We start from the raw sequence: 23,125 nt of genomic DNA on the forward strand, positions 1-23,125 counted from the left end.
TACCAGTGGTCGAGGATGTGGTGCGGCCGTTCCGCCGCACCGCTGCCGAACTGCGGGAGGCCTGCCGTGCGAGTTGGTGAGCAGTCGACGGATCCCATCGACCAGATCCTGGGCGAGGTGCCGGTCCCGGCGCCCTTGACCCCCGAGGACGTCCGCCTCGCGGTCCGGGCGGTGGTGGTGCACGCCGCCGAGGAGTGGCCCGCGGGGCCGAAGTGCCGCAACGACGGGTCGTCTTTTCCCTGCCGGTTGCATCGCTGGGGCCGGCGTGTGCTGGAGACACACGGTCTCAACGACCGGCAGATCGACGCGCTGATCCGGCACGGCAACCCGTTCGTGCACGTGCCCTTCCCGTTCGTGCTGACCGGTCGGTCCGGCGCGCGTCCGGCCCCGGGGCAGGTCGCCCGCCCGGCCGCCGCGGCCCAGGCGGCCCGCGGTCCGGTCCCTCGGGTCGCCGCGCCGCCGGTGCGGCCCGGGATGCGGCCCGTCGCCGGGCGGCCCGCACCCGCCGCCCGCCCCCGCTGGCCCAGGGCGAGCTGACCCCCGAGCCCTCGCCCGGTCCCGGGCGAGCTGACCCTCAAGCCCTCGCCTGGTCCCGGGCGAGCTGACGCCGAGCCCTCGCCCGGCCCCGGGCGGGCCCACCCAGGCCCGCCGGTCCGGGTGAGGTGACGCCCGGCGTCCCGTTCCGGTCGCGTCCACGCCCCGTCGCGGAGTGGCGTCGATCGCGCCGGAGCATGCCGACGGCGGCCCGGCCGGGGAGCCCCCACCCCCGTGCCGGGCCGCCGTCACCGCGTCACTCGACGCCGCAGTCCGGGGCGGACCAGTCCCTGGTGTTCGCCACCTTGTCCCGGTTGTTCTCCCGCCGCGAGTCCACGTGCGTGTGGTCGTCGTGGTCCGGGTAGCCGGGCCCGTAGATGCCGCTGAAGCCCTGGTCGCGGGCCGATCGGGCGATCTCGCAGAGGTTGCGGTGCTTGGCGATCAGGTCGGCCGCGTTGCCGTAGAGGTGCTGGCTCTCCGCGGCGCCACCGACCTGCCGGTTGCAGGCGATGCTGCGGAACCCGCTGGTCACGTAGAGCGGCTTGTCGCCGAGGCTGCGCCGCAGCGCCTCCAGCTTCCACATGGTGCGCAGCGCGTTCTCCTTGGTGGCCGCCGACGAGAGCGGGCCGCCGGCCCATCCGCCCTTGCCGCAGCCGTTGTCCAGTTCGGCGTAGCTGAAGTGCTGCGGCGTGCAGTCGCTGTCCTTCTGCAGGCCGTAGATCTTGGCGAACGTCTGCGGCCCGGCCACACCGTCGGCGCGCAGCCCGTACGCGGCCTGGAAGCGCTTGACCGCGGCGGCCGTCTCCGGGCCGTAGATGCCGTCGACCCGGACGATGCCGGCGTACCCGGCCCAGCCGGCCACCCGGATCTGGAGCTGCCGCACATCGGAGCCGGAGCGCCCCTGTGACAGGGTCCGGTTCCAGGTGTAGCAGCCGTCGGCGTGGGCCGGTGGCGCGGCCACGACGGTCGACACGGCGGCCCCGGGCAGGGCCAGCGCGAACGCGACCGCCGCCCGCTTCAGGGTGTTGACGCGCACAGAGTCCTCCCGATGTCAGAGCGGAACTGGGGTTCGACGGGCACATCGACCGGTACGTCCCGTCTCTCTCACCGTGACAGGTGCGAGGAATCTTCGTGGTGATTAGCCGAAATTGTTCTCACATCAGGCGGTTGCTGAGTATCAGCTGTGAATAGTGCCCGTTTGCGAACCCGCCGCCAGGTGTCGCCTGCCGGAGGAGAGCGGTAACGTCTGCTCCCGGACCCGGGCGGCGACCTCGACGGGCGGGGAGGTGGGCGTGGCGCGAGGCGGCGTGTTCTGCGTCGAGGGGCAGTGGCACCGCGACCTCAACGAACGAGGATCCGTCCTGCCCACGCTCGACCTGCTCGAACGGCTCGGCCGGATCCGCTACATCCACAAGGACGCGGCCACCCGCGACGAGTTGTTCTACTTCCTCGACCGCTGGCTGCTCAAGCAGTACGCGGACCACCGGGTGGGCTTCTTCGCCATGCACGGCGAGCCGAGCCGGCTCTGCCTCACCGACTGGGACTCGGTCGAGCTGTCGGACGTGGCCGAGCGGATGGCCGGCCGCTGCGAGGGCCGGCGCCTCTACTTCGGCAGCTGCTCGGTGCTGCGCGCCTCCGACGCCACGCTGCGCGAGTTCCTCGACGTCACCGGCGCGGCCCTGATCTGCGGCTTCACCCGCGAGGTGGACTGGGTCGAGTCGGCCGCCTTCGAGACAGTGCTGCTCGACGTGCTCGCGAACGGGCAGCGGCACAACGCCGCGGAGATGCGGATGCGTTCGGCGCACTGGGCGCCGCTCGCCGCGTACCTCGGTTTCCGGGTCATCTACGCCAACGGCCGCGCGTGGCGGCCGGCGGCCCGCCCACGCGTGCCGGAACAGGTCACCGCACAGCGAGCCGCCGGCCGTCCGCGCTGAGAACCGTCGACCCGGCTGGTAGAACCGAGGCATGGCACGCAGCATCGCGAAGAACACCCGGGTCGACCGGGACGCCCTGATCGAGTTCCTCCGCCCCCGGCACCACGTCGTGCTGATGACCACGCGCTCCGACGGCCGCCCGCAGTCCTCCCCGGTGGCCTGCGGGGTGGACGCCGAGGGCCGGCTGGTGATCTCCACCTATCCGGAGCGGGCCAAGGTGACGAACATCCGCCGCGACCCGCGCGTGTCCGCGTGCGTGCTCTCCGACGACTGGAACGGCCCGTGGGTGCAGGTCGACGGCGTGGCCGAGGTGCTCGACCTGCCCGAGGCGCTGGAGCCGCTCGTCGAGTACTTCCGCAGCATCTCCGGCGAGCACCCGGACTGGGACGAGTACCGGTCGGCGATGGTCGCGCAGGGCAAGTCGCTGATCCGGGTCACGATCGAGTCCTGGGGTCCGATCGCCACCGGCGGCTTCCCGGCCCGGCTGGCCGACTGAGCCGGTACGCGCCGGATCAGTACGCGACGGTGAACCGGGCGTTGCCGAACCGGGGACTCTCGATCTCGTCGACGATCGCCACCGCCAGGTCCTCGTAGGTGAGCACCGACCGGCCCTGCGCGTCGGTCACCGGCTGGTCGGTGCCGGTGCGGTAGTGCCCGGTCCGCTCGCCCGGGTGGAACTCCAGCGGCGGCGGGGAGACGTACGTCCAGGTCACCCCGTCCGCGCTGGACCGGTAGAACTCCAGCGCGTCGGCCTGGCCGTGCGCCGAGTCCCGGTACTCCTCCGGGAAGTCCGGCTCGTCCAGGTAGCGGGTGCCCTTGGGCGTGAGCAGCGTCGAGCCGCCGCCGACGTGGATCACCCGGGGCGGATCGGGCAGCTCACGCAGCGTGCCGACCAGCGTCCGCGCGGCGTCGCGCCACAGCTCCCGCTCGCCACCGCCGATGGCCACGACCAGCACGTCCGCATCCTCGGCCAGTTCGCGTACGCTCCGCGCCGAGGTGGCGTCGCCGGTCACCGTGCGTACGCCGGGTGGTAGATAGCCGACCGCCTCCGGACGCCGCACCGCCGCTGTCACCCGGTGCCCCCGCTCGACCGCCTCGGCCGCGATCCGCGAGCCCGCCGTCCCGCCGGCGCCGAACACGACGATGTCGCTCATGCCTCACAGGCTAGGCAGCCCACCGGCGGGCGGCGGGAGTTCCGCCGAACCGGCTCAGTCGACGATCGCCGAGTAGACGAGCTGGCGCAACTGGCTGCGCAGCGGGTAGGTGCTCGACGGCATCAACTGGGTGAACAGCAGCGCGGTGATCTGCTCCACCGGGTCCACCCAGAAGGCGGTGCTGGCCAGACCGCCCCAGTAGAACTCGCCGACGCTGCTGGGCACCCGCGCCGGCACCGGGTCCAGCACGACCGCGAAGCCCAGCCCGAAGCCGATCCCGTCGAGGACCGTCTCGGCGAAGCCCTCCGGCGAGAACGAGGCCAGGTCCCGGTCGCCCGGCAGGTGGTTGCGGGTCATGAAGCGCACCGTGCGGGGCCCGAGCAGGCGCACCCCGTCCAGCTCACCGCCGCGCAGCAGGAACTGGGTGAAGCGGTGGTAGTCGGCCGCCGTGGAGACCAGCCCGCCCCCACCGGAGTGCCAGGCCGGCTCCGCCAGCGCGGCCCGGCCTATCCCGTCGGCGCGTACCGCCTGACCGGTGGCCGGGTGCGGGCTGTAGAGGGCGGCGAGGCGCTTCGTGTCCGCTGCGTCCACCCACCAGCGGGTGTCGGTCATGCCCAGCGGGCCCAGGATCCGGTCGGCGAAGAACGCGTCCAGCGACTGCCCGGACACCATCTCGACCAGGCGGCCCAGCACATCGGTGGAGACGCCGTAGTTCCAGCTCGTGCCGGGCTCGAACAGCAGCGGCAGCCGGGCCAGCCCGGCCGCGGCCGCGGCCAGGTCCGCACCCGGCGGCACGCCCAGGTCGAAGCCGGCCGCCCGGTACAGGCCGTCGACCACCGAGACCCGGGCGAAACCGTACGTCAGGCCGGCGGTGTGGGTGAGCAGGTGCCAGATCCGGATCGGCTCGGTCGCCGGCACCGTGTACGGCTTGAGCACCGAACCACGGTCGTAGACGCGCGCGTCGGCGAACTCCGGCAGCCAGCGGCTGACCGGGTCGTTCAGCTCGAACCGGCCCTCCTCCCAGAGCATCATCGCGGCGACCGAGGTGATCGGCTTGGTCATCGAGTAGATGCGCCACAGCGTGTCCGGCTCGACCGGCGTACCGGCCTCCCGGTCCCGCAGCCCGTACGTCGAGGAGTGGGCGACCTCGCCCCGGCGGGTGACCACGATCTGCCAGCCGGCGAGCCGGCCGTCGTCGACGTACCCGGCGAAGTGCTCGTCGATCCGCGTCAGCCGGGCGGGATCGAAACCGACGCGGCCGGGGTCGGTGCTCACGGTGACGCTCACGACGCGAACCTACCCGCAGGCTCCCCGGCCGGGAAGTGTCACTAGGGTCGGGGGCATGCCGGAGCAGGTCGAGGACGTCACCTACCGCCAGGAGGACTGGTACGCCGAGGAGCTGGCCGACCGGCACTTCGTGCGGTGCGAGTTCTTCCACGTCGACCTGACCGAGGCGGTCAGCCGGGGCGCGGTCTTCACCGACTGCGTGTTCGGCAACGTGGCGTTCAACTCCTCCCGGCACACCGACTCGGCGTTCACCAGGTGCTCGTTCACCAAGTGCAACCTCTTCGAGGCCGAGTTCACCGGCTGCAAGCTGGTCGGCAGCACGTTCGACCGCTGCGACCTGCGTCCGCTGCGGGTCGACCGGGGTGACTGGTCCTTCGTCACGCTCGCCGGCGCCGACCTGCGCGGGGCGCGGATCACCGACGTGCGGATGCGGGAGGTCGACCTGACCGGCGCCGACCTCACCGGCGCGACTCTGACCGGCGTGGACCTCTCCGGCGCCCAGTTGCACGCCGCCAAGCTGATCCGCGCCGACCTGCGCGGCAGCGACCTGTCCGCGCTCGACCCGACGGCGGTGCAGCGTTCCGGCGCGCGGATCGACGCCGAGCAGGCGGTGCTGCTGGCCCAGGCGCTCGGTTTCCAGGTGGGCTGAGCCGTCGGAAAGACGCCGCGGGTTGTCAGGTTTTCCGGACAGACTCGGGCGCATGACATGGTGGTCCGATCTGGTGGCGGCCGAACCCGAGTTCGCGGCGCGGGTGCGCGCCCGCCTCGCGGTTCGCAAGCACGGCACGATGGCGACAGTGCGGCGGGACGGCTCGCCGCGGATCAGCGGTACCGAGTTCGAGTTCGGTGACGACGGGCAGCTGCGACTGGGCAGCATGGCCGGTGCGGTCAAGGCGCTCGACCTGCGCCGCGACCCCCGGGTGGCGCTGCACAGCCCGACCGAGGACGCCCCGCCGGACGACCCGTCCACGTGGACGGGGACGCGAAGATCGCCGGCCGGGCGCACGAGGAGCCGCCCGCCGAGGACGGCTCGCACAGCTTCCGGATCGAGCTGACCGAGGTGGTGCTCACCCGAGTAGGCGACCCACCCGACCACCTCCTGATAGAGAGCTGACCCCCGCCCTCGCCGCCCCGCCGCCCCGCCCCCGGGGCACCCGCACGCGTCGATCATGAGGTTAGCGGCAGTCGGTGTCCGGTTTGTCGCCGCTAACCTCATGATCGACGCGGTTGTCGGGGGGCGGTGCGGTGGAGGGGGTGGGTGCTGGGAGCGCTTGGGGGCGTGGGAATTGCGGGGACCGATGCCTTCTCCAAGATCGCTTTCTGTGTCATTCTCCCTACGGCGAGCCACGGGGCGGGCCGCTCGCCGCCGGTGGCCGAGGGAGGGTCGGTGGCTGAGGACGACATCGCGCGGACCGGGATCCGGGTCGGGGGGTGGCTGCCCACGCCGGACGAACCGGCCGACGGCCCCGAGCGGCCCGTCGGTCCGCGCCGCCTGCCCGGGGACACGCAGCCCTCCGTACCCCGGTCGGCGACCCTGCCGGACCGGGACCGCCCACCGGCCGACCCGGACGAGCCGGTGCCCGCGGGGGACCTGGAACCGCCCGGTACCGCTGTCTGGCCGCCTCCGCGCACCCCCGGCGCGCAGACTCACGATCTTCCCACCGCAGGCCCGCTTCCAGCCGACACGTCCGCGCCCGGTCCGTCCGCAGCCGGTGCGTTCGCGCCGAACCAGCTCGGTCCCGGTCAGCCTGGACCCGGTCGGCTCGCGCCCGGCACACTCCCGGCTGGTCCCGTCGCGCCTAACTCCCTTGCGGCGGATCCCGTCGCGCCCGGCCCACTTGCGTCGGGCCAGCTCGCCCCGGGCCAGCTCGCCCGAGGTCCGCTCCTTGGCGGGGCCTCGCCGCCCGTCGGTCCCGAGCCGCGACCGAGCCCGCCCGCCGGCCGGGTTCCGCTGGTCGGGCCGGCCCCGATCGGCCTGCACCTGTCCGCTCCGTCGCCGGTCCGGGCGGGCACCGCCCACACGCCGGCCGAGCCGGCCGACCTCGGAGCGCTGCAGGAGGCGGACGCGGAGGCGAGATCGGGCCGGCACTCCGCCCGGGAGAGCGTCCCGGCGCGCCTGGCAGACCTGACGGGCGGGATCGGTGTCCGGCTGCGCGCCGCGGTGCGGGCGGCGAAGACCCGGCTGAGCCGGTCGCTCGCCCCGATCGCCGACCCGCTGCGGCACTCGCCCGAGGCCCCGGCCACGCGGGTCGCCACCGCCCGGGCCCGCCGCCGGCGCCGACGGTCCGTGCTGGCGGCGGTGGCCGTGACCGGGCTGGTGGCGGCGCTCACGTACGCGGTCCGGTCACCCGCGCCACCCCCGCTGACCGGAGCGACCGCGCCCGCGGCCGCGCCGAGCGGGCAGGCGCCGGGCGTGCCGGTCACCGGCGATCCGGGGTCGCCCGGCAGGGCGCTGCTCGACGTGGACCTGGCGCCGCTGCCGTCGACGGTGTCGCTCACCGCTCTCGGTACGCGGGACTGGCGGCACTGGGGCGGCGACGGCGCGGACAGCTTCCATCGCAAGGTGAGCGGCACCGGTGAGATTCAGGATCCGGGCGGCGAGCGGCTGGAGCACAACGCGGGCGCCAGCGATCTCCAGTGGACCGACGGCACACCGACGGCCGCCCAGGCGGGCACCCGGGCCGGGGTCTTCCAGCGCGGCGCGGGCAGGAGCTTCACGCTCGGCGTGGCCGGGAGCGGGGATCTGCGTACGGTCCGGTTGTTCGTCGGCACGTTCTCGGCCGGCGCGCGGCTCGACCTGTCGCTGTCCGGCGGCGGCGATCCCGTGGTCCGCGAGGTCGCCCTCGCCGCGGGCGACCGCTTCTACCAGTACGTCGTCCGATTCCGGGCGCCCCAGGGGGAGCGGCTGCTGATCAGGTGGCGGGCGCTGACCGTGACCGGTGGGCAGAACGACGGGGTGGCGTTGCAAGCGATCACGGTAAGCTGACCGGCCCGGTGGCAGATCATCATGTAACAAACTGGAAAAGCCCGTCGCTCGACATATGGCGCAAACTCTCATCCGATGACACCGTGAAGCCCGTCACGCTCCGGTCGTACCCGGCGGTGCGGTGACCGAAGTGGAGGGTGTGGTGGACCAGGAGGACCGTCCGCGTACCGGCCCCGGATCGCATCGACACGGCCTTCCGCGTACCCGGTCCGCGCTGCGCCGGCTGCGCCGTCGGCGGCGGCTGATGCTGGAAGGGCTGGCCGCGGTCCTCTGCCTGGCGGCGCTGGCGTTCTATCTCGGCGTGGAACGGCACGACGCGCCGCGCGAGGAGCACGCCGGGTTGCCCGTCGCTCCGCCGGGCCCGGTCGGGTTGCCGAACGAGGCCGGCGAAACGGTGGTCAACCCGGGGCTGCGGCCCCGGCAGCGGCCGCCGTCGCCGAGCCCGTCGCCGTCCACACCGTCGCCGTCGCCGTCGAGCGCGCCGCCGCCGACAGTCACAGTGACCCGCGCCGAGGTGCCCGCCACCGTCGACCTCACCGCCGCCGGCCCCGCCGACTGGGTCCACTGGGGGCTCAACGGCGCCGACCGCACGGTCCGCAAGCGGGGCGGCTCCGGCGAGATCCGCGACGAGGGCGGCCGGGGGCGGCGGGAGAGCTTCAGCAACAACCCGGAGGCGTACGCCTGGCGCGACGGCGTCCCGGTCGCGTCGGCGAGCGGCACCATGTCCGGCGTCTACACCTGCCACCGGGGCAACGGGTTCACCCTGGCGGTGGCCGCCGACGGGAGCCTTCGCACGGTGCGTCTGTACGCCGGGCTCTGGATGGCCCGTGGCCGCCTCGACGTGCGCGTCTCCACCGGCGGCCCGGTGACCACGCTGCGGATGGAGGATCCGCACACCGCGCTCACCACCGAGTTCACCGTGAAGTACCGCGCCCCGCGCGGCGCGAAGCTGCTGCTGAACTGGACGGTGGAGGAGTCACTGGGCGACTGCGGCAACGTCAGCCTCCAGGCGGTGGCGCTGCGCTGAGCGGGGACAGTTTGTCCGTCGCGTACCCGGCCGGGCGTCGTACGTTTCCGTTGCCACGTCCGACCATCCTCTGTGGAGGCCCGACCGATGACCGGCTCTGCCCCCGTCGCCCCCGCCCGCCCGCGTGCCGACGCCGACGTGCTGCGCGAGATCCCGATGCCGCCGTACGTGACGGTCGAGGACGTCCAGTTCGCGGTGCGGGCGGTGGTGGTGCACGCGCCCCGGACCTGGTCGGGTGGGACCGTCTGCCGCAACGACGCCAGCCCGCACCCGTGCCGGCTGCACCGGTGGGGCCGGCGGGTGCTCACCCTGCGAGGGCTGCCGCCGGCCGAGATCGACGCGCTCGTCGAGCGGGGTGACCCCGGGGCGGGCCCGCGCCCGTACCGCCCCGGCGCCTGAGCGCCGGGGCGGCACGGCCGGTCAGCAGAGCGCGGGCTTCACCCAGGAGCACTCCCGCCCCTCGGGCACGCGCGGCGAGTCCGGCGCGGTGGGCACGGTCCGCCGGGCGGTTCCCGTCTCCTTCTCGGTGTACGCGGCGAGCGCGATCGCGATCTGGTCCTCCAGCCCTTTCACCGACGAGGTGAGGTAGTTGTTCAGCACGATCGAGAAGGCGAGCAGCCGCCCGTCGGCGTCGGTGACGTAACCGGAGAGCGCCGACGCCCCGGTCAGGCTGCCCGTCTTGGCGTGCACGTTGTTCGCGGCGGGGGTGCCGCCCATCCGGCTGCGCAGCGTCCCGCCCACGAACCGGTCCGGGTTGCCGGCCACCGGCAGCGCGGCGTACCAGGTGCCGAACCAGGGCTCGGCGCGGACCGCCGAGAGCAGCGTGACGAACTGTGCCGGCGGGACGAAGTTGCGCCGGGACAGGCCGGACCCGTCGCGCTGGCGCAGCGTGCCGGTGTCCACTCCGGCGTCGCCCACGTACCCGCTGATCGCGGACAGGCCGGCGGCCCAGGTCCCGGACCCGGACAGCTGCCGGCCCAGTTCCTTCGTCAGCACCTCGGCGTGCCCGTTGTTGGAGAGCTTGAGGAACGGCACCATCAGGTCGGCCAGCGGCATCGAGTCGTGCCGGGCGAGCGGCTTGGCGGTGTCCGGGGTGGCGCTGCCCAGCACGGTCCGGCCGAGCACCCGTACGCCGTGCCGGCGCAGCGCGGAGCGGAACACGTCGGCGGCGTACCCGGTCGGCTCCCAGACGGTCACCCAGTCGCTCTCGGCGGCCTGGCCGACCGCTATCTGGCCGGTCACCACCACCGTGTTGCCGCCGTGCTCGCGTTCGAAGGAGATGGTGGTCTCGCCCTCGGTCACCGTCTCGGCCCGGTTGTCGATACGCAGCCAGCCGTTGTCCGGCGTCATGGTGATCTTCGGCCGGGCGCCCGCCCGGGTGCCCGGGGCGGCGTGCACGATCACGGTGCCGGCGTCGTAGTCCGTGTCCGGGGCCACGGTCAGCGCGGACACCTGAGCGGCGTAGTAGTAGGGCTCGTCGTCCCAGGTCCAGTCCGGGCCGAGCCGGTCGCGGTCGTACCGGGTGTCGTCGGCGACCAGATTTCCCGCGACCACGCGTACGCCGGCCGCGGCGACCTGCTGGGCGAGCCGGTCGTAGTCGGCGGCGAGGATGGTCGGGTCACCCCCGCCGCGCAGGTAGAGATCGCCGGAGAGCATCCCGGCGTGGCGCTGCCCGTCGGTGCTGACCTCGGTGGCGAAGCGGTGGCCCGGGCCGAGCAGCTCCATCGCCGCGGCGGAGGTGAGCAGCTTGGTGTTGGAGGCGGGGACGAGCCGTCGGGTGCCGTTGCGATCGTAGAGCGTGCGGCCGGTGGTGGTGTCGACGACGACCACACCCGCCTGGGCCCCGGCGAGCCGGCTGTCGGCGAGGACCGCGTCGATGGTGGCGTGCAGCCGGGTCTGCGCGGGGGTGGGCGCTTCGGCCGTGGCGGTGGTGGTGCCGGCGGTGGCCGCGGTGGCGACCAGCACCAGCACCGCCAGCGCCCGGGGGAATAGGCGACGATGCATGTCCAGATGCTGCCACGGAGATTTCCTGCAGAGAAGACTCCGGCGTGAAAGGTTATTTGCGAGATCGGCGGGACCGTCGGCGAACCTCGGGGAGTTCCCCGACCGGGCCGGGGAAAACCCCTGTTCACCGGGGAGCGGCCGATCATCGGGTTCCGTTTGACGGATGGCCGGTCAGCGGGCACGGTGGGGTGAGGGCGGTGGAACGCCCTGCCTCCAGCGCGGCGAGAACCTGTTCCGCCCGCTTCCGGGTCGCGAGCCGACCGCGTGGGCCGTGTCGCCCGCGAAACCCGACACCCAGCCATGAGGAGTTCAGCCATGCTGACCATGACCGACAACGCCGTCCTGGTGATCCGTGACCTCGCCGCCCAGCAGGACGTCGCCGACGCCGGTGGGCTGCGCATCGCCGCCGACACCGACGCCGGCTCGCTCTCGATCGAGCTGGTGCCGCAGCCGGTGCAGGGCGACCAGGTGGTGGACACCGAGGGGGCGCGCATCTTCCTCGACTCCGACGCGGCCGAGCTGCTGAATGACACGTCTGTGGACGCGGTCGTCGACGACGAGGGCGTGGTCCAGTTCGGGTTCGCCGAGAAGGAGTGAGCCCAGCCGACGCGCTGGGTCCGGTTCCGGCCGGACCGGCGCGGCCGGCACGTGCGCCCACGGGCCGGGTGCGGACGCGTCCACACCCGGCCCCGGCCGGCGCTCAGTCGTCGCCGCCCCGGTCGTCCGCGCCGCCCCGGTCGTCCGCGCCGCCCCGGTCGTCCGCGCCGGCCCGCTGCCGTTCGACCTCCAGCACCGTGCCGTCGCCCCGGTCGACCTTGACCTCGTGCCGCCACCCGTCCCGGGTGATCTTCACGCTCCAGGCCGGACGGCCGTGCTCGGTCTCCGCCTCGACCTCGACCACCCGGCCGCCCCCGATCCGGGCGAGCGCCACCTCGGCGGCCCGCTGCCGGTCCACCGCCGCACCGCTCGTCGGCGCGGGCGCCGGCGCCGTGGTCGTACCCCCGTCGTCGGCCGGGGTCGCACCGCCGTCGTCGTCAACGCCCTGCCGGGCCGGGTTGTCCTCGCCGGCCGGGCCCGTGCCGTCCGCGGTCACGGCCGCCGGGGCGGTGGGCCCGCCCGACCGGTCGGCCGCGGCCACCCCGAGCGCCGCACCGGCCACCGCCAGCACCGCCACGCCACCGGCCGCCGCCAGCATCAGGGACATCCGTCGCATGGTCTCCACCTCTCCTCGTTCCTGCCGACGAGAGTGCGCGCCGGCTGGTGAGGGCCGCGCTAGCCGAGGGACAACGGCGGGTTAAGAACCCGGGCGGAGAGCGTGAGGACCACCTCGGCGCCGCCGCCGGGCGCACCGGTCAACTCCAGCCGGCCGCCGCCGGCCCGCGCCGCCCGCTCGGCGATGTCCAGGCCGAGCCCGGTCGAGCCGGCCCGGCTGGCGCCCCGGCGCACCGGTCCGGGTGGCAGTCCCGGTCCGGCGTCGGCCACGGTCAGCGTCACCCGGTCCGACTCCGCCACCAGCCGCACCGTGAACGGCGTGCCGTCCGGAGTGTGGGCGAACACGTTGCCCAGCAGCGCGTCGACGGCGGCGGCCAGCTCGTCGCCGCCGAGCCGTACCGGCAGCGGCCCGGAAGCCAGGTCGACGGTCACGGTCCGGCCGGTGTCCTCCGCCAGCACCGACCAGAACGTCACCCGCTCGGCCACCACCGCCGCCGCGTCGCAACTGCCGCCGGCCGCCGCCGTGCTGCGCCACCGGGCCCGGCGGATCACCCCGGTCACCGCCCGCTCCAGCCCGTCCACGGCGGCGGTCAGCCGGGCGGCGTCGTCCGGGTCGCGCAGCGACTCCGCCTCCAGCCGCAGCGCGGTCAACGGCGTACGCAACCGGTGCGACAGATCGGCGACCTGCTCGCGTTCCTCCCGCAGCAGGACCTGGATCCGCTCCGCGAGGTGGTTCAGCGCGCCCGCCACCTCGCGCAACTCGGGCGGGCCCGCCGGTTCGACACGCGCGTCGAGTTCGGCGTTCGCGAGCCGGTGGGAGACGGCGGACAGCGCGGACACGGGACGTACCAGGGTGGCGGCCAGCCGGTCGGCGACGATGAGCCCGATCAGCACGAGCAGCGCGCCGAGCAGCGACAGCACCAGCCACGCGTGGGTGACCCCGGCGCCCAGCTCGGCGCGGGTCACCACGGTGCGGATCACAGCGGTCCCCTCCGGGCGGCCCTGCACCGCGACCACCACCTCACGCCCGGTGGCCGACTCGACGGTCAGGCTCTGCCCACGGGCGGCCAGCGCGACGGCCGGGGTACGCGGCGCACGCGCGCCGAGCGCCGCGCCGTCGGCCAGGAACACGGTCACCTCGCGGCCGGTGTCGGCGGCGAACTGGTCCACAGTCGACCCGATGGTCTGCGGGTCGGCCGTACCGGTCACCGTGACCAGGCGCTGCGCGTCGGCGGTGGCCTGCGCCGTGGCCCGGTCGGCCGCCACGGTACGCACCAGCACGGCCAGCGGCACCAGGAACGCGACCATGACGAGGACGCCGACCGCCGCGACCAGGAGGGTCAGCCGACGCCTCACCGGTCGCCTCCCGGCGCATCGAGTCGCACCCCGACGCCCCGCACGGTGTGCAGGTAGCGCGGTTTCTGGGCGCTCTCGCCGAGCTTGCGGCGCAACCACGACAGGTGGACGTCCACTGTCTTGTCCGCCCCGCCATAGGGGATGCGCCAGACCTCGGTCAGGAGTTCCCGCTTGGTGACGACCTGCCCGGGGCGGCCGGCGAGATGATGCAACAGGTCGAACTCGCGCGGGGTCAGCTCGACCGGCACGCCGTCGAGGGTGACCTGGCGGGCCCGTGGATCGATCCGCAACCCGCCGACCACGAGAGCCGTACCCGTCGTGCCGCCGGTGGCCGCGCGGCGCAGCACCGCCCGGATCCGCGCCTCCAGTTGGGCCGCGGTGAACGGCTTCACCAGATAGTCGTCGGCGCCCGCGTCGAGCAGGCGGACGATCTCGACCTCGTCGTCCCGGGCGGTCGCGACGACGACCGGCACCACGCTGACCGCGCGCAGCATCCGCAACATCTCGCCGCCGTCCAGATCGGGCAGCCCGAGGTCGAGCACGATCAGGTCGGGCCTGTCGCCGAGGGCGTCGCGCAGCCCGTCCATCGCGGTCGACGCCGCCGCGACCGCGTGCCCGTACTCGCGCAGGGCGCGCAGCAGCGGGGTGCGGATGGTCAGGTCGTCCTCGACGAGCAGCAGGCGTGCCACGCCTGGCAGGTTAGTCCTGACCGGGGCCGGGCCCGGTCGTCCTTAAACCGGACCTTAGCGTTGCCGAGCGGTCCGCCCTACCTGACGGCGGGCACACTCGGTGCATGGATCGTCGTCCGCTCATCGTCGTCACCGGGTGGCTGGCCACGACCGCCGCCGCCACGATCGTCGGGCTGGTCGCCGTCGACATGGTGGGCGCCGGCATCACCGGCACGGCGGGCGGGGTGCGTACCGAGCAGGAGGTCGCGCGTGCTCTGGCCGTACCGGAGGCCACGAGCGCGCCCGCCGCGACGCCGCCCGGCCCGGTCCCGGCCACGACGGGCGCCGGCGCGGGCCGGCGCGGCTTCACCACCGGCGGTGGCAGCGTGGTCGCCGAGTGCGTCCCGGCGGGCGTACGCGTCCTGAGCTGGTCGCCGGCTCCGGGCTACCGGACGAAGGAGGCCGACCGGGGCCCCGACGAGCACGTCGAGGTGCGTTTCACCGGCGACGGCGAGGAGCACGAGATCCGGCTGCGCTGTCGTGACTCCGTACCGGTGAGCGACCCGGACGACTGACGTCTGCGGGCGCGCAGACGAGCGCGCGGCGCCGCACGACCCGTGGTCGTAACGTCGCCGCGCTCTGGCCGTCTCCCACCGTCGCAGCCGTGCTGGCGGTACGTCAGCGGGGACCTGGCTCGACCGGCCCAGCCCGCACCGGTCTTATCGGCAACACATGCCCTTCCCGGCGGGGTCCAAACCCGGCCGGCGTGGGGAATTCCACCATCTGCGGCTCCCGGCGTGGCGGGCGCGGGATCGGGGTATGAGCGGGCCATGGAGCATTTCACGATCGCGACAGTGGCTGAGAAGAGTCCCGACTTCCGCCGTGTGCTCTGGACCGGGGAGCACACGCAGCTGGTCATCATGACCATCCCGCCGGGCGGTGAGATCGGCGAGGAGGTCCACGAGGGCACCGACCAGATCCTCACCTTCGTCAGCGGCACCGGCGAGGCGCGGGTGGCCGGGAAGAAGAAGGAGGTCGTCTCCGGCGACCTGGTGGTCGTGCCGGCCGGCACGAAGCACAACTTCGTCAACACCGGCCCGAACCCGCTGGTGCTCTACACCGTCTACGGCCCGCCGGAGCACGCCGACGGCGCGGTGCACAAGACGAAGGAGGAGGCGGACGCCGCCGAGGAGGCGGGCGAGGACGAGCCGCCCACCTCCTGAAGCGTTGCCGGGCGGGGCCCCGCGGTCGTCACACGGGTGCCCCGCTGTGCACCAGGCCCGGATACTTGATGCCGGCGCCGGTGTTGAGCACGACCACGCGCTCCCCGGGCCGGATCCAGCCGCCCGCGCGCAGGTGCCGCGCGGCGGTCAGGCAGGCCGCGCCCTCCGGGCAGAGCAGCAGCCCCTCCCGGGCGGCGAAGTCGCGTAGGTCGGTGAGGATCTCCGCGTCGTCCACGGCGATCGCGGTGCCGGCGCTGTCCCGCAGCGCGGACAGGATCAGCTCGTCACCGAGCGGGGCGGGCACCGTGATGCCGAACGCGACGGTGTGCGCGTCCGCCCACGGGGTGGCCCGGTCCTCGCCGGCCGCGAACGCCCGTACGATCGGCGCGCACCCGGTGGACTGCACCGCCACCAGCCGGGGCAGCCGGTCCTCCACCCAGCCCAGCTCGCGCAGCTCGTGCAGCGCCTTGTGGATGCCGATCAGCCCGACACCCCCGCCGGTGGGATAGACGATCACGTCGGGCACCTGCCAGCCGAGCTGCTCGACGATCTCGTACCCCATGGTCTTCTTGCCCTCCAGGCGGTACGGCTCGCGCAGCGTGCCGGCGTCGAAGATCCCGCCGTCCGACCCGGCGATCAGTTCGGCGATCTCCCGGCCGGCGTCGTTGATCAGGCCGTCGACGAGCCGCAGGTCGGCGCCGGCGGCGAGGCACTCCTCGCGGCAGATCGTCGGCGCGGCCAGCGGCATGGCGATGGTCGCGCCCATCCCGGCCCGCGCCGCGTACGTGGCCCACGCCGCACCGGCGTTGCCGTTCGTGGGCATGGCGATCCGCCGCACGCCCAGCTCCCGGGCCCGGCTCACGCCCACCGACGCGCCGCGCGCCTTGAACGACCCGGTCGGGGTCAGCCCTTCGTCCTTGACGATCAGGTCCGCCACACCGATCTCGTGTCCGTACGCGGGCGCGCGCCACATCGGCGTCCAGCCCTCGCCCAGCGTGGTGACGCACCGGGGATCGGCCACCGGCAGCAGCTCCCGGTAGCGCCACAGGTCGGCCGGGCGCAGCCCGAACTGCTCCGGGGCGACTGTGGCGGCCACCGCGGCGAGGTCGTAGCGGGCCAGCAGCGGCGAGCCGCAGCCGCACAGGTTCTGCAACACGTCGGCCGGATGTTCACGGCCGCAGCGCGGGCACTCCAGGTGCGTCAGATGCACTGTGGTCCTCAGCTCGCGTCGATGCTGCGCCAGTGCCGGCTGCGCCGACCCGGCTCGTACGGGGAGTCGAGGCGTTTCGCCACCACTCCCGGGAGCCCTTGCTCACGGGCGGCCCGTAGGGCGTCCGCGCCGACTCCCGGGAACCACGGCGGAGTCTGCCAGTGCGAACCGGCGAGCGCCAGACCGTCGAGCAGGTCACGGCGTTGCGCGTACGGCACGTCGAGGCTGGACACGCCCTCCAGCCAGAGCAGGTCGACGGCGAGGAACTGCCCGTCGCGCCGGGTCGGCGCCCGGACCCGCCCGGCCGGGTCGATCCGTACCAGCACGCCGTCGAGCACCGCCTCGGCCGGCGCCAGCGCCTCGGCCATCGCCCGCGCCCAGGGGTACGACGCGGTGATCTCCGTGTCGTCGCCGTCGAGCAGCCGCAGCCGGCCGCCCGAGACGTACGCCATCGCGCGCACGCCCGCCCAGCGCAGCTCGTACCCCCAGGCGGCGGCGTCGCGCGGCAGCCGCCCGCCCTCCGCGGGGAGCATCGGGCGGACCAGTTCGGGCATCGGCGTCCAGCCCTCGGGCGCCGGGTCGGTGCGCCTGATCATCCAGTCCGGGTCCCGGCCCCCGGTGGCGAACAGGACGTACCGCCCCTTCGTGCGTTCGCCGTCCAGCACCACGATCACCTCGTCGTCGCGCCACTTCTCCGCGCGGTAGGTGCCGGTGTCGTGCACGATCATCCGCCCGCCGCCGTACTCCCCGACGGGGATCTCCCCGTGGAACGTCAGGTATTCCATCGGGTGGTCCTCGGTGTGCACGGCCAGGTGGTTGCGGCCCGGGTCGCGGGGCAGGCCGCGCGGGACCGCCCAGGAGGCCAGCACCCCGTCGTGCTCCAGCCGCAGGTCCCAGTGCAGGCTCCGGGCGTGGTGCTGCTGGATGACGAAGCGTGGTGCGCGCCGCGCGGACCGCTTCCGTCCGGGCGCCCGCTCGGGCACCGGTTCCGGGGTACGCGCGGCGTCCCGTTTCCGCCGGTACTCCTCCAGCCGGTCCGCCATTCCCGCATCCTCCCCCAGACCCGCCGTGCGTGCCGGGATGCCGGTGTGTGTGCGGTGAACCGGGGTAGAACGGGGGAATGGACCTCGATCAGCCCACCCTCCCGCTCGCCGGTGACGTCCGGATCCCGCTGCTCGGCTTCGGCACGTGGCAGGCCACCGGCGAGGCCGGATGCCAGGCGGTGCTCGCCGCGCTGGACGCCGGCTACCGGCACATCGACACGGCCACCATGTACGGCAACGAGAAGGAGGTGGGCCGGGCGGTCAGGGAGAGTGGGCTGCGCCGGGAGGACCTCTTCATCACCACCAAGCTGCCGCCGGACCGGGTGGGCCGGGAGCGCGAGACCATCGAGGCAAGCCTGGCCGCCCTGGACACCGACTACGTCGACCTGTGGCTGGTGCACTGGCCGCCGTCCGCCCCGGGCGACAGCATCCCGGTGTGGCGGGAGATGCTCGCCGCGCGGGACGAGAACATGGCGCGCACGGTCGGGGTGAGCAACTACTCGATCGGTCAGCTCGACGAGCTGATCCAGGCCACCGAGGAGACGCCCGCGGTCAACCAGATCCGCTGGAGCCCGTCGCTGTACGACAGGCACACGCACGCCGCCCACCGGGACCGGGGCGTGGCGCTGGAGGGGTACAGCCCGTTCAAGGCCAGCGACCTGTCCGACCCGGTGCTGGTCCGCATCGCCCAGGCGCACGACGTGTCACCGGCGCAGGTGGTGCTGCGCTGGCACATCGACCACGAGATCGTGGTCATCCCGAAGTCGGTCACGCCGGAGCGGATCCGCGCGAACATCGACGTGTTCGGGTTCTCGCTCACCGCCGAGGAGATGCGCGACATCGACGCGCTCGCCGGTTGAGGCGTACGCGCGGAAGGGGCGCGGTCCGCAGCGGACCGCGCCCCTTCCCGTGTGTGGTGGTCAGCCCCGGGCGCAGGTGGAGCCGTTGAGCGTGAAGCTGCTCGGCGCGGAGTAGCTGCCGTTCAGCGTCGCCTGGTAGCCGAAGCTGGTCGACGCGCCGGGCGCCAGCGTGCCGTTGTAGCCGGCGTTGCGGGCGGTCACCGCCGAGCCGCTCTGGCTCACCATGGCGTTCCACGCGTTGGTGACGGTCTGCCCGGAGGGCAGGTTGTAGTTGAGCGTCCAGCCGTTGACCGTGCCGGAGCCGGTGTTCTTGACCGTCACGTCGGCGGTGAAGCCGTTGCTCCACACGTTCGCCGCCTTGTAGGTGACGGTGCAGGACGCGCCGCCCGACGGCGGGGGCGTGGTCGGCGCCGACGTGGTCGGCGGAGGGTTGGAGCCGCCGGTGTTGACGTTCTGCGAGAACGAGTTCACCGCCAGCCCGACGCCGCCCTGCCACGGCTCGAAGCCGGCCTGGATGCTGGTCAGGTACCAGTCGTTCGTGATCGCGCCCCGGTTGCGGGTGTCGTTGATGAACGCCAGCGCGTCGAAGCTGAAGCTGGGGATGGCCGACGGCGCCACGTACGAGATGACGTTGTTGGAGCCGTTGCTGCCCCGCCAGACCTCCCAGGTCCGGCCGGCGATGCTGGCGTTGCCGACCGGGGAGCCGATGGGCTGGATCGAGCCCTGCCGGTTGAGCCAGATCATGATCTCCATCTGGTTCACGCCGTCACGCTTCGGCGACGGGTCGAGCCAGATGTCGTACGCGGCGTCGTAGATCGCGCCGCTGACGTAGTTGTAGCTGATGCTGGCCGGCGCGCTGCTGATGTTCTTCACCTGCACCGGCAGGTTCGTGCCGGGCGAGCAGTTGGTGTAGTGGCAGCCCACGAAGATCGACGGGTAGGAGACCGGTGCCCCGTTCGTCGGCGCGGAGCCGTCCGCCCGGGTGATGGAGAAGCCGGTCGAGGTGACGTTGATGCACTGCTGGGCACTGGTGCCCCAGCGGTTGTTCTGCACCACGTACTTGCCGCCGATGGTGGTCGAGCCGTACTGGTCGCAGATCTGGGTGTCGGCGGAGGCGGTGCCGCCGAGCGCGACGGCGACGAGGGTGCCGGCGGCCAGCAGCCCGGCTGCCGCGAGGGCCCTGAGTGGACGCTTCATGATGCTCCTTGGCTCGGCGCGGGACGGCGCCGTTCGGTAGGGGGATACGGGCGGGAGCGCTCCCACGGTGCAAGAGATACATTTACATGTCTGAAATCATTGCGCAAATGCACCGAGATCGTTAACGCTCCGCGTCCGGCCGGCGACGCGGGGAGTGCCCCGGCCGCGCCCTTCCCCCAGATGGAGGCGGGATTCCTGCCGGTGGGACGGGGTGCGTCACCGACCGGCGGTCCGGGCCAGGGCGCACGGACACTTCCGCCGCCTGGTTGCGGCGAGTAATGTCTTGCCTCCAACGCGTTCCGATCCCCCTCCGGAGGCGTACCCCGTGATGGGTGGTTCCCCCCTGCGCATCCTCGTCGTCGGCGCGGGCCTCGCCGGCCTCGCCGTGGCCCGGGCGCTACGCCTGGCGGGGTTCCGGCCCGACGTCACCGAACGGCTGCCACCCACCGAGTCGACCGAGACCGGCCTCTACCTGCCGGGCAACGCCGCCCGGGCGATGCGCCGGCTCGACCTCGACGGGCCGCTGCGCCCGCTCGGCCAGGTGATCCACCGGCAGCGCTTCCTCGACGCCGACGGGGCGCCGCTGTGCGAGGTCGACCTCGACGCGCTCTGGGCCGGAGTGGGGGAGTGCCGGGCCCTGCCCCGGGCCGAACTGCACCGGGTGCTGCTCACCGGCGCCGGCGGCGCGGTACGCCACGGCGCCGAGGTGAGCACCGTCGACCTGCTGCCCGGTCGGGTCGCCGTCGGCTTCACCGACGGCACCGGTGGCGAGTACGACCTGGTCGTCGGCGCCGACGGGCCGCGCTCGGCGGTACGGACGCTCGCCGCCCTCGGCGGGCCGCCACGCCCCGCCGGGCAGGTGGTCTACCGAGCCCTGGTACGCGACGGCCCCCGGATCGCGGACTGGACCGCCCTGCTCGGCCAGCGGGCCGGCTTCCTGGTGGTGCCGCTCGGCGCCGGGTCGCTCCACTGCTACGCCGACGAGGCCGGCGCCGACCTGCCTGCCGACCCGCTCGCCCGCCTGCGCGAGCTGTTCGGCTCCTACGGCGGCCCGGTGCCCGAGGTGCTGGCCGCGCTGGAGAGCGTGCACGCCGAGCGCACCGAGGAGGTCGAGCTGGGCCGCTGGTTCCACGGCCGGGTGCTGCTCGTCGGTGATGCCGCTCACGCCACCGCACCGACGTTGTCCCAGGGTGCGGCCATGGCGCTGGAGGACGCCGTCGTGCTCGCCGAGTCACTGCGGGCCGCCGGCAGCGTCGAGGCCGCGCTGATCGCGTACGAGAGCCGTCGCCGGCCGCGTACCCGCTGGGTGCGGGACCGGACCCGGGACCGCAACCGCACCCGCGACGTGCCGCCGGCGCTGCGCGACCCGTTGCTGCGCGGACGCGGCGGACGGATCTTCCGGGAGCACTACCGACTCCTGACCGGCCCGCTGTGAAGGCGGGAGATCGTAGCCGCCCACCCCACGCGGCGAGGCCACCTACCGGGGACTATCCTCCTTGCGGATGACGGCTGCGCCGATGACCAGCGCGCCGAGCGGGACAACCAGAACCGGAGGCCACTCGTGACCACCGTCGCACCCAAGCCGGTCGTGACCCGGCCCTGGCCGGTCCGCGAGCCGGTCAAGGGGTCGGCCCTCGCGCGGCTGCTGCGCACCACGGACGCGAAGCAGATCGGGATCATGTACATGGTCACCGCGTTCGTGTTCTTCATGATCGGTGGCCTGATGGCCCTGATCATGCGGGCCGAACTCGCGCGACCGGGCCTGCAGTTCCTGTCGCCCGAGCAGTACAACCAGCTCTTCACCATGCACGGCACGATCATGCTGCTGTTCTTCGCTACGCCGATCGTGTTCGCCTTCGCGAACTACGTGGTGCCGCTGCAGATCGGCGCCCCGGACGTGTCGTTCCCCCGGCTCAACGCCTTCGCGTACTGGCTGTACCTGTTCGGCGGCACGCTCGCCACGGCGGGCTTCGTCGCCCCCGGTGGCGCGGCCGACTTCGGCTGGACCGCCTACACGCCGCTGAGCACCACCGAGCACGCCCCGGGCGTCGGCGCCAACATGTGGGTGGTCGGCCTGGCCATCTCCGGTCTGGGCACGATCCTCGGCGCGGTCAACCTGATCACCACGATCCTGACCCTGCGCGCGCCCGGCATGACCATGTTCCGGATGCCGATCTTCACCTGGAACATGCTGGTCACCAGCCTGCTGGCCATCCTGGTCTTCCCGCTGCTGGCCGCCGCGCTGTTCGCGCTCGCCGCGGACCGCCTGATGGGCGCCCACGTGTACGACCCGGCCACCGGCGGGCCGATGCTGTGGCAGCACCTGTTCTGGTTCTTCGGTCACCCCGAGGTGTACATCATCGCGCTGCCGTTCTTCGGCATCATCAGCGAGATCATCCCGGTGTTCTCCCGCAAGCCGATCTTCGGCTACAAGGGCCTGGTCGCGGCCACCGTCGCCATCGCCGCGCTGTCGATGAGCGTCTGGGCGCACCACATGTTCGCCACCGGCCAGGTGCTGCTGCCGTTCTTCAGCTTCCTGAGCTACCTCATCGCGGTGCCCACCGGTATGAAGTTCTTCAACTGGATCGGCACCATGTGGCGGGGCCAGATCACCTTCGAGACGCCGATGCTGTTCTCCATCGGCTTCCTGGTGACCTTCCTCTTCGGTGGTCTCACGGGTGTGCTGCTGGCCAGCCCGCCGCTCGACTTCCACCTGCACGACTCGTACTTCGTGGTGGCGCACTTCCACTACGTGCTGTTCGGCACGATCGTGTTCGCCGTGTTCGCCGGTATCTACTTCTGGTTCCCGAAGATGTTCGGCCGGATGCTCGACGAGCGCCTCGGCAAGATCCACTTCTGGCTGACCATGATCGGCTTCCACACCACGTTCCTGGTGCAGCACTGGCTGGGCAACGAGGGCATGCCGCGCCGGTACGCCGACTACCAGGCCGCCGACGGCTTCACCACGCTGAACACCATCTCCACGATCGGCGCGTTCATCACCGGTATCTCGACGCTGCCGTTCATCTGGAACTGCTGGAAGTCGTACAAGACCGGCCCGGTGGTCGAGGTCGACGACCCGTGGGGCCACGGCAACTCGCTCGAGTGGGCCACCAGCTCCCCGCCGCCGCTGCGCAACTTCGACCGTATGCCGCGTATCCGCTCCGAGCGGCCGGCGTTCGACGCGAAGTTCCCCGAGCTGGCCGCCGGGCAGAGCCTGGCCGGCCCGCCCGAGGGTGGCGCGAAGCCGCTGACCAGCGAGGTCAACGGTGGCGCCAGCTACCAGGAGGACACCGCAGGCAACCTCGACCAGCGCTGACACCACCGCACCGCCACGTCGAGACGGGCGCCGCACCCCTAGCCAGGGGCGCGGCGCCCGCCCCTTTCCGCACCCTCTCTCCCCCACCCCCACCCCACCCCCCACCCCCTC

24 protein-coding genes are annotated in these 23,125 nt (G+C 73.3%); 14 read left to right on the forward strand and 10 right to left on the reverse strand.

All coding sequences use genetic code 11. The features are described 5' to 3' along the window. The first annotated feature begins 66 nt into the window (after nt 1-66). Entirely contained in the window at nt 67-537 is a 471-nt protein-coding gene (locus tag ACFYON_RS03375) for a hypothetical protein (protein ID WP_354873391.1), read from the forward strand. Between the two features lie 253 nt (nt 538-790). On the opposite strand, the gene ACFYON_RS03380 is transcribed toward ACFYON_RS03375, so the two are convergent. Further along, nucleotides 791-1,570 (reverse strand): D-Ala-D-Ala carboxypeptidase family metallohydrolase, encoded by a 780-nt coding sequence (locus ACFYON_RS03380; RefSeq protein WP_355014924.1) that lies wholly within the window; start codon nt 1,568-1,570, stop codon nt 791-793. 256 nt (nt 1,571-1,826) lie between these two features. On the opposite strand from ACFYON_RS03380, the gene ACFYON_RS03385 reads away from it, so the two are divergent. Together ACFYON_RS03385 and ACFYON_RS03390 are read left to right on the forward strand one after the other, a co-directional pair. Continuing rightward, complete coding sequence (locus ACFYON_RS03385) at nt 1,827-2,468, forward strand: DUF6642 family protein (protein WP_354873395.1); 642 nt, start codon at nt 1,827-1,829, stop codon at nt 2,466-2,468. A gap of 31 nt (nt 2,469-2,499) precedes the next feature. After that, a complete protein-coding gene (locus ACFYON_RS03390; protein WP_104114630.1) occupies nt 2,500-2,964 on the forward strand; it encodes a PPOX class F420-dependent oxidoreductase in 465 nt (154 codons plus the stop codon). A 16-nt stretch (nt 2,965-2,980) separates the two neighbouring features. Here the strand turns inward: ACFYON_RS03390 and ACFYON_RS03395 are convergent, their stop codons facing one another. Then, nucleotides 2,981-3,622, reverse strand: a complete 642-nt coding sequence (locus ACFYON_RS03395) for an NAD(P)H-binding protein (RefSeq protein WP_354873397.1) — start codon at nt 3,620-3,622, stop codon at nt 2,981-2,983. A 54-nt stretch (nt 3,623-3,676) separates the two neighbouring features. Beyond that, nucleotides 3,677-4,909: a serine hydrolase domain-containing protein gene (locus ACFYON_RS03400; RefSeq protein WP_354873399.1), complete on the reverse strand. Its 1,233-nt coding sequence runs from the start codon at nt 4,907-4,909 to the stop codon at nt 3,677-3,679. Between the two features lie 55 nt (nt 4,910-4,964). Here ACFYON_RS03400 and ACFYON_RS03405 point away from each other — a divergent pair, with 55 nt between their 5' ends. From ACFYON_RS03405 to ACFYON_RS03425, 5 genes are all read left to right on the forward strand, one after another. Then, nucleotides 4,965-5,558: a pentapeptide repeat-containing protein gene (locus ACFYON_RS03405; RefSeq protein ID WP_354873401.1), complete on the forward strand. Its 594-nt coding sequence runs from the start codon at nt 4,965-4,967 to the stop codon at nt 5,556-5,558. Nucleotides 5,559-5,610: 52 nt separating this feature from the next. Next, entirely contained in the window at nt 5,611-5,964 is a 354-nt protein-coding gene (locus tag ACFYON_RS03410) for a pyridoxamine 5'-phosphate oxidase family protein (protein WP_355094436.1), read from the forward strand. Nucleotides 5,965-6,296: 332 nt separating this feature from the next. Further along, on the forward strand, nt 6,297-7,895 hold the full coding sequence (locus ACFYON_RS03415) for a hypothetical protein (protein WP_387188978.1): 1,599 nt from the start codon (nt 6,297-6,299) through the stop codon (nt 7,893-7,895). Between the two features lie 121 nt (nt 7,896-8,016). Continuing rightward, nucleotides 8,017-8,922: a hypothetical protein gene (locus ACFYON_RS03420; protein ID WP_354873407.1), complete on the forward strand. Its 906-nt coding sequence runs from the start codon at nt 8,017-8,019 to the stop codon at nt 8,920-8,922. Between the two features lie 87 nt (nt 8,923-9,009). Continuing rightward, entirely contained in the window at nt 9,010-9,321 is a 312-nt protein-coding gene (locus ACFYON_RS03425; protein ID WP_354873409.1) for a hypothetical protein, read from the forward strand. Between the two features lie 21 nt (nt 9,322-9,342). Here ACFYON_RS03425 and dacB read toward each other — a convergent pair whose 3' ends face one another. Further along, nucleotides 9,343-10,926 carry a D-alanyl-D-alanine carboxypeptidase/D-alanyl-D-alanine-endopeptidase gene (dacB, locus tag ACFYON_RS03430; RefSeq protein WP_354873411.1) on the reverse strand — a complete coding sequence of 528 codons (1,584 nt, stop codon included), beginning with the start codon at nt 10,924-10,926 and terminating at the stop codon, nt 9,343-9,345. Nucleotides 10,927-11,241: 315 nt separating this feature from the next. Here dacB and ACFYON_RS03435 point away from each other — a divergent pair, with 315 nt between their 5' ends. Further along, nucleotides 11,242-11,523, forward strand: a complete 282-nt coding sequence (locus tag ACFYON_RS03435) for an iron-sulfur cluster biosynthesis family protein (protein ID WP_354873413.1) — start codon at nt 11,242-11,244, stop codon at nt 11,521-11,523. A gap of 103 nt (nt 11,524-11,626) precedes the next feature. Here ACFYON_RS03435 and ACFYON_RS03440 read toward each other — a convergent pair whose 3' ends face one another. Genes ACFYON_RS03440 through ACFYON_RS03450 form a run of 3 tightly spaced genes read right to left on the reverse strand, consistent with a single transcriptional unit; the run spans nt 11,627 to nt 14,183 of the window. Further along, nucleotides 11,627-12,139 (reverse strand): PepSY domain-containing protein, encoded by a 513-nt coding sequence (locus ACFYON_RS03440; protein ID WP_355014926.1) that lies wholly within the window; start codon nt 12,137-12,139, stop codon nt 11,627-11,629. Nucleotides 12,140-12,198: 59 nt separating this feature from the next. After that, entirely contained in the window at nt 12,199-13,494 is a 1,296-nt protein-coding gene (locus tag ACFYON_RS03445; RefSeq protein WP_354873417.1) for a HAMP domain-containing sensor histidine kinase, read from the reverse strand. Continuing rightward, nucleotides 13,491-14,183 (reverse strand): response regulator transcription factor, encoded by a 693-nt coding sequence (locus ACFYON_RS03450; protein ID WP_354873419.1) that lies wholly within the window; start codon nt 14,181-14,183, stop codon nt 13,491-13,493. The genes ACFYON_RS03445 and ACFYON_RS03450 overlap by 4 nt, the downstream gene beginning before the upstream one ends. Before the next feature lie 104 nt (nt 14,184-14,287). Here ACFYON_RS03450 and ACFYON_RS03455 point away from each other — a divergent pair, with 104 nt between their 5' ends. Both ACFYON_RS03455 and ACFYON_RS03460 read left to right on the forward strand, forming a co-directional pair. After that, complete coding sequence (locus tag ACFYON_RS03455) at nt 14,288-14,737, forward strand: septum formation initiator (protein ID WP_354873421.1); 450 nt, start codon at nt 14,288-14,290, stop codon at nt 14,735-14,737. Between the two features lie 255 nt (nt 14,738-14,992). Beyond that, nucleotides 14,993-15,385, forward strand: a complete 393-nt coding sequence (locus tag ACFYON_RS03460; RefSeq protein WP_354873423.1) for a cupin domain-containing protein — start codon at nt 14,993-14,995, stop codon at nt 15,383-15,385. Between the two features lie 28 nt (nt 15,386-15,413). Here ACFYON_RS03460 and ACFYON_RS03465 read toward each other — a convergent pair whose 3' ends face one another. After that, nucleotides 15,414-16,595, reverse strand: coding sequence for a threonine synthase (locus tag ACFYON_RS03465; protein ID WP_354873425.1), 1,182 nt, complete (start codon nt 16,593-16,595; stop codon nt 15,414-15,416). Nucleotides 16,596-16,603: 8 nt separating this feature from the next. Then, the gene (locus ACFYON_RS03470) at nt 16,604-17,638 is read right to left on the reverse strand and encodes a DNA polymerase ligase N-terminal domain-containing protein (RefSeq protein WP_354873427.1); all 1,035 of its coding nucleotides are present in this window, start codon (nt 17,636-17,638) and stop codon (nt 16,604-16,606) included. A gap of 77 nt (nt 17,639-17,715) precedes the next feature. On the opposite strand from ACFYON_RS03470, the gene ACFYON_RS03475 reads away from it, so the two are divergent. Further along, nucleotides 17,716-18,498, forward strand: coding sequence for an aldo/keto reductase (locus tag ACFYON_RS03475; RefSeq protein ID WP_354873429.1), 783 nt, complete (start codon nt 17,716-17,718; stop codon nt 18,496-18,498). 60 nt (nt 18,499-18,558) lie between these two features. Here ACFYON_RS03475 and ACFYON_RS03480 read toward each other — a convergent pair whose 3' ends face one another. Further along, nucleotides 18,559-19,695: a cellulose binding domain-containing protein gene (locus ACFYON_RS03480; protein ID WP_354873431.1), complete on the reverse strand. Its 1,137-nt coding sequence runs from the start codon at nt 19,693-19,695 to the stop codon at nt 18,559-18,561. A 328-nt stretch (nt 19,696-20,023) separates the two neighbouring features. Here ACFYON_RS03480 and ACFYON_RS03485 point away from each other — a divergent pair, with 328 nt between their 5' ends. After that, the gene (locus ACFYON_RS03485; RefSeq protein WP_354873433.1) at nt 20,024-21,130 is read left to right on the forward strand and encodes an FAD-dependent monooxygenase; all 1,107 of its coding nucleotides are present in this window, start codon (nt 20,024-20,026) and stop codon (nt 21,128-21,130) included. 126 nt (nt 21,131-21,256) lie between these two features. Next, on the forward strand, nt 21,257-23,014 hold the full coding sequence (gene ctaD / locus ACFYON_RS03490) for a cytochrome c oxidase subunit I (RefSeq protein ID WP_354873435.1): 1,758 nt from the start codon (nt 21,257-21,259) through the stop codon (nt 23,012-23,014). Nucleotides 23,015-23,125 lie beyond the last annotated feature (111 nt).

The sequence above is a fragment of the Micromonospora sp. NPDC005686 genome (assembly GCF_042871665.1).
In the GTDB taxonomy this organism is placed as follows: domain Bacteria; phylum Actinomycetota; class Actinomycetes; order Mycobacteriales; family Micromonosporaceae; genus Micromonospora.